Annotated in this window: 8 protein-coding genes and 1 pseudogene; all 9 read right to left on the bottom strand. The window is 46.7% G+C overall.

Features of this window, described 5'->3' with window-relative positions; all coding sequences use genetic code 11:
• Positions 1 to 941 (bottom strand): conjugal transfer protein TraF (locus GXO74_03370; protein NOZ60699.1); only part of this gene is annotated, 941 nt, incomplete at its 3' end.
• Between the two features lie 95 nt (positions 942 to 1,036).
• Positions 1,037 to 2,500 carry a hypothetical protein gene (locus GXO74_03365; protein ID NOZ60698.1) on the bottom strand — a complete coding sequence of 488 codons (1,464 nt, stop codon included), beginning with the start codon at positions 2,498 to 2,500 and terminating at the stop codon, positions 1,037 to 1,039.
• 1 nt (position 2,501) lies between these two features.
• On the bottom strand, positions 2,502 to 3,665 hold the full coding sequence (locus GXO74_03360; GenBank protein NOZ60697.1) for a hypothetical protein: 1,164 nt from the start codon (positions 3,663 to 3,665) through the stop codon (positions 2,502 to 2,504).
• 158 nt (positions 3,666 to 3,823) lie between these two features.
• A complete protein-coding gene (locus GXO74_03355; protein ID NOZ60696.1) occupies positions 3,824 to 4,483 on the bottom strand; it encodes an HAD family phosphatase in 660 nt (219 codons plus the stop codon).
• A gap of 61 nt (positions 4,484 to 4,544) precedes the next feature.
• Positions 4,545 to 6,038, bottom strand: a complete 1,494-nt coding sequence (locus GXO74_03350; protein NOZ60695.1) for a major facilitator superfamily domain-containing protein 1 — start codon at positions 6,036 to 6,038, stop codon at positions 4,545 to 4,547.
• A 203-nt stretch (positions 6,039 to 6,241) separates the two neighbouring features.
• The gene (locus GXO74_03345) at positions 6,242 to 6,778 is read right to left on the bottom strand and encodes an HD domain-containing protein (GenBank protein ID NOZ60694.1); all 537 of its coding nucleotides are present in this window, start codon (positions 6,776 to 6,778) and stop codon (positions 6,242 to 6,244) included.
• A gap of 11 nt (positions 6,779 to 6,789) precedes the next feature.
• The gene (locus GXO74_03340) at positions 6,790 to 7,611 is read right to left on the bottom strand and encodes a hypothetical protein (protein ID NOZ60693.1); all 822 of its coding nucleotides are present in this window, start codon (positions 7,609 to 7,611) and stop codon (positions 6,790 to 6,792) included.
• A 206-nt stretch (positions 7,612 to 7,817) separates the two neighbouring features.
• Positions 7,818 to 8,550, bottom strand: a pseudogene (locus GXO74_03335) (pyridoxine 5'-phosphate synthase).
• Positions 8,551 to 8,695: 145 nt separating this feature from the next.
• Positions 8,696 to 8,826 (bottom strand): divergent polysaccharide deacetylase family protein (locus GXO74_03330; protein ID NOZ60692.1); only part of this gene is annotated, 131 nt, incomplete at its 5' end.

The following is an 8,826-nucleotide window of genomic DNA, read 5'->3' as shown; positions in this document are numbered from 1 at the left end:
GCGTTGTATTTTTTTGTCACAAAGGCGTACTGGATCTGCGTTTCCCTGCCTAATAATTTGAAAATGTAGCCGCCGCCAAATGCCGGTGCGCAGTCGTTGATTCCTCCGCGGAGGAAAATATTTTCCATTAATTGCGCTTCTGTTCCCAGCGAAAAACGCCAGCCGAAAAGTTCGCTGTTTTCCACGTCCGCTGCGATGAGTAACCAGCGGTAGGGAAAATTTGTTGCTACACCGAAACGAAAAGTCATGGGAAAGCGGTCGATTTTTTCGATATCCCGCTCCCACAATTTGTCGGTTTTCCAGTCGTATTTGGCGTTGATATTTTTCACTACAGCGCCGAAAGATAAATTTTCAAAGGGGCGAAACAAGACACCCAGATCCAGGCCCAGGGCAGTCGTGGAAATGGTCGCGTTATCGTCGCCCATGTCCGGAAATCGATTGTACAAAACTCTGCCCGTAAAGCCCACGGACAACGATTTCAGGGGCATCACGCCGAAAGAGAAGGCGAACGAATTTTCCGCATTGGAAAAATCCTGGTAATGATTTCCCGCAAAATCGCGACCGTCGATGTTGTCCACGCCGGCGTGAATCCAACTCACAGCGAGACCGCCGTTAATGGCGCTCTCGCCGGTTTCTTCGTCAACTTTCGGACGAATTCCCGTGGCGAAACCGATGTAATTGAAATTTCTGTCCAGTGAAAGAAAGCGATACGACAGCGTCAATTGCCGATGTTTCAGCAGAGGAATCCCTGCCGGATTGTAATAGCTCGCCAGCGTACCTTCTGCAATTGCCGTAAACGCATTTCCCATGGCGGTGGCTCGCGCGCCAAGTCCCATGCGCAAAAATGACCCGGCGTAGTAGCCGTCCACGGCGCCAGCCTGCCCTGCAAGCAGGAATGCTGCGAGAGTTATTATCAGAAATGATAAACTAATTTTTTTCATTGTGATTTCCCTTTAATAGTGTTCCGAGTCTCGCGTTTTGAGTTTCGAGTTTTCTGTGGGATATGAAATGGTTAAAAAACGTAAGTCCAATTTTTTTAATCAACAATGATTAATTTTCCCCAATATTTTCCGTCGCCGGACAATTCCAATTGATAAAAATAGACACCGTTCGCCAGCAAATTTCCGTCATCGTCGCGACAATTCCAGGCAACGGACGCATCGCTGTTCCCGGACCAACTGCCGCCGTCAATGGTAGTAATCAGCTCCATGGCAAAGTCAAACACGCGAATTTTGGCGTGCGTGGCATTTTTTGTATTAAACTGAAACCGCACAAATCCGTCATTGCCCACCTGATTAAATCTCATCGGCGTGAACGGATTGGGATAGGCATAAACTCGAGGTTCGCCAGCGACTCCCGGTTTTACAAATGCGCGAATCAGATTCCAGTTGACTCCGCCGTCCGCGGAAACAGCCAATCCGTCCGAAGAGCCGACCCAGAGCGCGTGATTTGGCTGGGGCGTGATCGCCACAGCGTAAAATTCCGTCGCGTAGATTTTTTCCGGCGAATCCGCGTCCCGGATTTGCGGGTAAACATCCCAATTCTGGCCGCCGTCCGGAGATTTCCACAATCCGCTGTCAGTCACGGCGTAAACTGTTTCGCCGTCAAAGGCAAAATTGTAGGTAAATTTCCCGCGCAAAAAAGTGTCCCAGGTTCTGCCGCCGTCAGCAGTTCTTGAAATAGCGCGAAATTCGTCAGGGTCTTCAGCGTTATTTGTCGCCGCCCAGATAATTTTTTGCCCGTTAAGTTTTTGCACATCCAGCGCCACGACAAAATTGCCGGAAATCGGTGCTTCGCCGTGCTGATGGTTGAAAAGCATCTCCGTGGGCCAGGTCTCGCCGCCGTCGTAGGAGACATTAATCCCGCCCGCTGTTCCGACCCAAAGCGTGTCTCCCATCGCCAACAACGAAAAAACGCGATGGCTAAGATATTCATCGGGATTGAAATTGTAACCGTCGGGCGGACGCACGAGCCAGGTTTTTCCCATGTCCGAAGATTTCATCAAACCGCCGCCAAATGCCGCGACCCAGACCGTGGAATCAATAATCGCGATGTCGTAAATGACATTATTGACAATTGTCCAGTTCGGCGCCGGGAAAGGCTGCGGCAGATGCGTCCAGGTTTTCCCCAGATCAGTGGAATAACTAATTCCGCCGCCAATTGCTTCGTGCTTTTCCAAAATTACCGAATCAAACGCCGTAGCGACCCAGACAGTGGAATCTTTCACGGCGATGGCTGAGATGCCGCCTTTGCCGATCCCCTGTTTTTCCGTGTACGTCACCCACGTTTGTCCGCCGTCTTCTGTTCGGGCAAGTCCCTTGCCTGTGCCAAGAAAAATAATTTTGTCATTCACAACAAAAATATCCGTGATGCTGTTGCTTTTAAGACCGGCGACAGGTTCAGAGTCGAATTGATAACTTTTCTTTGTGAGAATTTGGGCTGAAGAAGAAAAAGACAAACAAATTAAGCCTAATAAAGCCAAAAGAGTTATTCGTTTCATTTTACTTAATCACCGTAATTATGTGAGTAATTTTATTGCTTAATAAATCAGAGTAATCGCGCGCCTGAAACTCAAAGCGATAATTCCCCACGTCATTGTTGTAAACCAAAAATGCACGCAGGGAATAAACTTGATCACCAGCGACAGCGTCTCCCGAAGCGCCGTTGTCGTACATTTGCAAAGGGCTGGATTTGGAAATTGTGCCGTCTGGTTTGTAGGTATCGAAAAAGACTTCTTTGACATCGTGGGGATTATCCGGATCGTCCGCTTTGACGGAAAGAACAAATTGCACGACGTGCAAACTGTCCGCCGGCAATTTCAGCGTGTCCGGCGCGCTCAAGTCGCTGATGATCGGCGGCTCTCCCAATTGCTTTTTTCCCCAAGGGATGGATTTGTACAGACTAATACTCCCCTTACTGCTTTTGTCGAATCCCTGCACATAAAGATTGAAATTTCCGAACCGCCAACTGGCAAACGCCGATGTGATTTCAACGGAAAAAATGGAATCGCCCGCTGCTGTATCGCCGTGAGTGCCGTCATCGTACAAATCACCGGAAATCAATACTTCAGTAAAAGTCGGATCAAGAATTTGGAAAGTAACGCGAGCAACCGCGTCATCGGGATCGGGGTCAACAGCTTTAACCTGAATTATAAAAGGAGCCGCTTCATCAACAAAAACTGTGTCGGAGACAAAAATTTCTGTAAGAACCGGCGAATTGTTAACGACAGCTTTTCTGGCGAAAAATTCACTTTCCAATTCATTGCTGCGCTCGCCTGACTTATCCGCTGCGCCGACTTTGAGACGGTAATTTCCGGGAGCGAGAGACTGACCGATGCGCGCTGCATATTTTCCGTTTTTGGGAGTAATGTCGCCGTGGTTGGCATAATCTCCGTCATCAAAAAGCACGCCCGTTGTCCGCACACTTCCATTTTGGTAGAGAATTTGGTAAAACACACTATCCACATCAGCGAGGCCGTCCGGATCATCACATTGGACAGAAATTATGTCATTTTCCCCGGAACCAATGTCAATAGTATCGGGGACAGCCAAATGACTCAAAATAGGTGGTGAATTTTGCGGGGCAACAGGTTCCTTTTTGTCGCACGCGAAAAAACTGATCGCGAAAAATAAAACAATGGAAATAGGAGTGAATTTTACAGACAATGCAAGCGCTCCATTTTTCATTTTTTAATTGCAAAAGGTTTGCGAAAACAGTTGAGGGAGAAACTTGATATTTTTATGTTAACTGAGGATAAAAGTTCCCTTGTCGCGGGAGAAATAATTTTAGCAAAGAAGTTCGGGATTACTTATCAGTTTGTCGATTACAAAACTATCTGTTCCAGAATTACCGGCATTGGAATTTCCGACAAATCAGAAAAGACAACATCCGCCTGCTGCAATATTTCTTTATCTTTAATCGTTGTCTGAACAGCAACGCAAAACATACCTGCCTTTTTCGCCGCCTGAATTCCCAGCGGCGCATTTTCAATGACCACGCACTCTTCCGATCTCAAGGCTAATTTTTTCGCCGCTGAGAGAAACGGTTCAGGAAAGGGCTTGTTGCGTGAAACGGAATCGCCGGTGACGATGGCGTCAAATTGTGCCAAAAATTCTTTTCCGGCGACTACTTCCATGTTCGGCAAAATGGAGCCAGTAACGATTGCCAGTTTCAGCGGGTAATTTTTCAATTTTTCCACTAATTCTTTCGTCTGGGGATAAACTTGCGCGCGCGTGGTACGTTTGTAAATCGCTCGCTTGTTTTCGATTATCCCGCGCAATTTGTCCTCGCTGATATCGAGACCTTTCATTTTTGCCAAATTCGGGGCGATAAAATCCGCCATTTGACCTTCCTGAAAAAAAATATCTTCCGGTTCAATTTCAACATTGTACCCGGCAAACGCCTCTGTCCATGCCGCAACGTGATATTCCACTGTATTGGCAATGACGCCATCAAAATCAAACAGTACCGCTTTGGTCTTCAAATTCTTGCTCCATTATTTAAAGAAACCCTGTTTTTTGAAAAAACAGGGTTTCTCAAATTTCCTAATGACTTGCTGTGCCTTCCTGCCCCGAAGGCAATTCCAGACCATAGCCTTGGTGCTTATCCGCACGTTTCAATTGATAAGCCAGAAAAATCGAAATAACACCCAAAGCAACGAGCATTAAAATGGGAATGGTGTAGTTGTAAAAAGGAATTTGTCCGGCGTATTTCATTTTTTCCATTTTTGCGGGAATTTCCTGCAAAGGAACGCCGCTGTCGATTAAGTGCCGACGCGTGGACTGAATTTTCGCCACCACTTGCGGATTGGTCATGTCCAGCGCTTTTCCGATGCCCCAGTAAAATGCCGAGAGACCGTAGTTCTGAATGGTAAACATGGTGGCGTAAGCAGTTCCGATACGATTTTCCGGGACAATTTTTGCCACCGAAGGCCACATGGCAGCCGGAACCAGCGAGAAAGCAATTCCCAAAGAAAGCAAACCCAAATAACCCAACAATTCGCTGTTGAACACGGAAAGCGCCAGATGGGCAAAAATTAGCAACAACGAGCCGATAATCATCAACGTGGCTGCTTTTCCTTTTTTATCCACAATTCCGCCAAAAATCGGTGTGAACAGAATAGTTCCCAGCGGAATCAGGCTGGTGACTTTGGGCCCGTTGTGGAAAAAGGCGACAATTTTTTCCCACAAAGACATGCCACTGAGGTCAGGCATGGCGTTGGAAAAACCGAATTTATTGATCAACAAATCCGGCGCGTACTGAATGAAGGGAAATACTGCCGCATAAAAAGCCACACAAAGCGCAGCGATGTAGATAAAAGAACGATCGGTGAGCAAATCGGTCAAATCTTTGAACTTGAAACCATCTTCTTTGATGACTTCGGTTTTGCCCAAAATTTGCTGATCGCGTTTGTCAAATTTGACGTCGATGATCAGGTAAATGAGAAACATGATCAGACCCAGCCCAATCAAAGACGCTGCAAAAGAAAGACCGGCGTAAACGTTGCCTCCGGCGATATCCACGCCGAAAAAGTTCGTTCCCGCGGAACCGAGACGGCCAAACCCGACGTTGATTGCCATCGCCAGCGCCAACTCGTGGCCTTTGAACCATTTCACAATTGTGCGAGAGACCATGACACAGACTGTTTCCAGACCGGTGCCGAATAAAATTCTGCCCACAATCATCCAACGCAACATGGTTCCTTCTTCGTGCCCAAAAAATCCTTTGCTCGCCAGAGCAACGATGAACGCGCCTGTCGTCGCCAGAAGTCCGAACACCGTACCGGTCTTGCGGATGCCCCATTTGTCCAGCGCAATCCCGCCTACAATGATCATCAGCGCTAAATTCGCCCAGGTCGTAGAAGCGACCAGCAGTCCGAACTGACTACTGTCAAATCCGAGCTGGCTTTCCATTAAGCTTTTGAGCGGTCCCAGACAATCCTGAAACCAGTAAGTCGAAAACATCAAACCACTGATTAACACCAGAACCGTCCACCGCAGAGCAGCAGATTCATTGAGACGCTTCTTTACAGCTTCCATGCACGATCTCCTTTGGTTAATATTTAAAATGTTTTCAAATTCGACTTGTCCCTCAATTTTAAAGTCTGCAATTTAAGAAATTGAAATTAAAAATGAAAGTAAAAAATACTCATCTTTTCAATTTTAGCAGAAAAATAAAAGCGGCGATGGGTGCGTCGCCGCTAAACACTGATTTTTTTTATCAGAAAAGATGTTCTTAAAGATTACCCCATTTTGATCGGCTCAAAATTCATAAAATCCGCGTGATGGACGATAACCGCCTCGGGACAACGGTAGCCGCCGTCGCCTTCCTTGGCGTGAACGGCGATCATGTGAACCACTTTGTCTGGCAAATCGTGGCGCATGGCAAGACCCGCGCCGCTGAAAGGATGGCGCAGCAATTTTCCCATCTCACTTTTTTTGATGCCATCGGGGTAGTCCGCGTATTCGACAATTTTTCCCACATCGTGCAGCAAGCCGCCGGAAAGCAAAATATCCATGTCGATGTCGTAGCTTCCGCCGTTGAATTCCGCCAATTTTTTTGCGGACTCAACGGCGACGTTGGTGACACCGCGCGTATGTTGAATGATATTCACCGGACAATCAGGGATGAGCAGCGTAAACGGGATGCGCTGCAAATCTTCGATTTTCCAGCCACCACGCTCAATCGCCTCGACCCAGACGTCAATCGTTTTTTCGCGCAAGTCATCATTTTTAATCAAATTAAATTCCGGCATCAATTCGACTAACTTCTTTCTCATGATTACTCCCATTAATTATTTCGTGTCTTCTTCTCTCTCATAATTTTGTACTGTCTCAAAACAAAAGTGAAGGGATTGTTTCTTTTTCCCACGATGCGAATGGAGCCACGATTTTCGCGCAGAATTTTTCTCATTAATTCTGCGGGATTTTTTGCGGAGAAATCACCCTCAAGCAAAAAACCGTAGCTGCCGATCATTTTTTCCTCGCCGGAAAAAGGCAGCGGGTCTGAGCCGGCGAGCACGGCAAAGCCTTTCTTTTTCGCCTTTTTCACGAGTTTCGGCGTGGACCAGAGCGTGTTTCGCATGGTGGAATCGCCGATGAAAAATTTTTCAGGCGCATTTTCAGAAATCATTTTTTCAACGACTCTTCCCCGTGCTGCAAACCACTTTCCGGGCGCCCAATTTAACGCAGGGATTCCCTGACTTTGCTCGATCAAACCGATTACCTCATCAAGCGGCGCAGCGCGATCAGCAAGATTAAAATCAGAAATTAGCGACAGCACCTCCAAATTTTCCGCAGTGACCAATTGCCTGCCGGCAAAAATGAATAAAATTCTCGCATCTTTTTCTTTCACGGCAATAGTCACAGAATCAATCTGCTCAAAAGAAAAGCCATTTCTATTCTCATTTTTTTCGGCAATTTTCTTCAACTCAGCAAACATATCCGTATCCGATCTTTCCACCAGCAGCCAGACGGGAACTGCTTTTTTTGCCGAATTGTTTTTTTTAGCCAATTTTAATAAATTTTTCCTGCCCGCTTCAATGGCTCGCGCCAGATCAAAAATCGTGTACAAATGCACATGTCCGTCAATCGCCAGAGTTGTCAATGCCATGGTGTGATCTCCGTTTACAAATTTTGTTGCAACAAATATTTTTTACTAAAACAAAAAAAAACGAATCTCTGCAAAATCTCAAATGATGTAACATTCAAGTTTGGAATCGAATGTTTGAAATTTGAATAGTTGGTATTGGGATTTGTTTGCGATTCGGAATTTGGAAATTGGGATTTTCTGAAATTCAGAAAGCCCGCCTGCCATCTTCACCGAGCTCCGCGAATCAACTCAACCATCTCCCGCACAGCCCTATCCATTCCTACCAACACCGCTCTCGAAATAATCGAATGTCCGATATTGAGTTCTTCAATTTGCGGAATTTTCGCCACATCCACAACATTCTGGTAATTCAGCCCATGCCCGGCGCTGACGCCGAGTCCCAATTTCGCGGCGGCGACGGCCATGGATTTGAGATTGTCCAATTCTTCAATGACCTGATTGAGTTCGTCGGCATTGGCGTAATTGCCGGTGTGTAACTCCACATAATCGGCGCCCAATTTCGCGGCGGCTTTGATTTGATGAATATTCGGGTCAATGAACAGACTGACAACGATGTTGTTAGCGCGTAGCGTGGACACGACTTCTTCCAGAAAATCATAATTAGAACGAGCGTCCAGACCGCCTTCGGTAGTGATTTCCTGCCTTTTTTCCGGCACCAGCGTGGCCATATCCGGCAGCACATTCACTGCCTTTTTGATCATTTCTTCCGTCGGTGCCATCTCCAAATTGAGATGAGTTTTTACCACCTGTCGCAGCAAAGACAAATCGCGATCTTTGATGTGTCGCCTGTCTTCGCGCAAGTGACACACAATACCGTCGGCGCCGGCAAGTTCACACAACACAGCGGCAGCTACCGGCAGCTACCGGATCCGGCTCAATTCCCCGACGCGCTTCCCGAACAGTAGCCACGTGATCCACATTTACTCCCAAACGAACCATTTTGCCTCCCAAAAGTGATATTTAAAACGCTATTTTCATTAATTGTCTTGAGCTTCGGGCTGAAAACTACAAACATTGAACTCGAAGCTACCAACTCGAAACCAAAAACAAACATACCCGCAAAAAATAATTTTGAGCAAAAAAGTCAATTCGCCGCCAAAGCGACCGTATTTCCTAATTCGGAGATAGGCACCAGTTCCACACCCTGATTTTCCAATTCAGGCAATTGCTGCTGTAAAACATGCAGCGTCTCCGGATAGGGATGGCCTATCACCA

This window comes from Calditrichota bacterium, from assembly GCA_013152715.1.
Taxonomy (GTDB): domain Bacteria; phylum Zhuqueibacterota; class Zhuqueibacteria; order Thermofontimicrobiales; family Thermofontimicrobiaceae; genus 4484-87.
This window is presented reverse-complemented; position numbering and strand designations above follow the sequence as displayed.

Bases quoted from the DNA above. Each gene is read 5' to 3' on its own strand.
- GXO74_03350 (NOZ60695.1), bottom strand. From the start codon at position 6,038: ATGGAAGCTGTAAAGAAGCGTCTCAATGAATCTGCTGCTCTGCGGTGG.
- GXO74_03345 (NOZ60694.1), bottom strand. From the start codon at position 6,778: ATGAGAAAGAAGTTAGTCGAATTGATGCCGGAATTTAATTTGATTAAA.
- GXO74_03365 (NOZ60698.1), bottom strand. From the start codon at position 2,500: ATGAAACGAATAACTCTTTTGGCTTTATTAGGCTTAATTTGTTTGTCT.
- GXO74_03340 (NOZ60693.1), bottom strand. From the start codon at position 7,611: ATGGCATTGACAACTCTGGCGATTGACGGACATGTGCATTTGTACACG.